The sequence below is a fragment of the Salmonella sp. SAL4457 genome (genome assembly GCF_046548235.1).
Lineage (GTDB): Bacteria > Pseudomonadota > Gammaproteobacteria > Enterobacterales > Enterobacteriaceae > Salmonella > Salmonella enterica.
In genome coordinates, this window is sequence record NZ_JBGDZO010000058.1 from 1 (window position 1) to 460 (window position 460).

The 460-nt window shown below is 67.4% G+C and carries 1 pseudogene; it reads right to left on the reverse strand.

Annotated features, from left to right (window positions below):
• Window positions 1-104 precede the first annotated feature (104 nt).
• Window positions 105-460: pseudogene (gene lipC, locus ACLJNW_RS23205) on the reverse strand (lipase LipC); the annotation flags it as partial.

Consider the following 460-nt stretch of genomic DNA (forward strand, 5'->3'; position numbering starts at 1 on the left):
GGTCCGAACGCCGCGAGGCGCGCGACCAGGAGGTGATATCCAGGTGCCATTAGACCAAAGACTAATGCCGGGTCGCCTAGGGCTGCGGCGACCCGGCGCGCGGATCAGAGTCCGACGTTCCTGAGGCGATTGGCATGCTGCCTATAGACCTGGGTCGGGTCGCTCTCGAACAGGCTGACCAGGCCGAGCAACTGGTTGACTTCGTCCAGATGGTCCATCCGGTAGTTGTCCTTCACCACGCTGCCCAGGTGGCTGGAGCATTGGCCGACCAGACCGTCGTTGGCCTCGCCGAACAGCAGCCCGGTCACCGCCAGGCCGGCGGAGCTCGGGTCGAGCGCATTGGTCAGGGAGCCGGTGCCGCTCATCGAGTAGTAGCGCACCCCGGCTACCGTCTCCGCGCCCTGGCCACAGGCGCTGGCCGGGATCGCCTGCGGGAAGCGCTGGTTGAACCGCGCGGTGC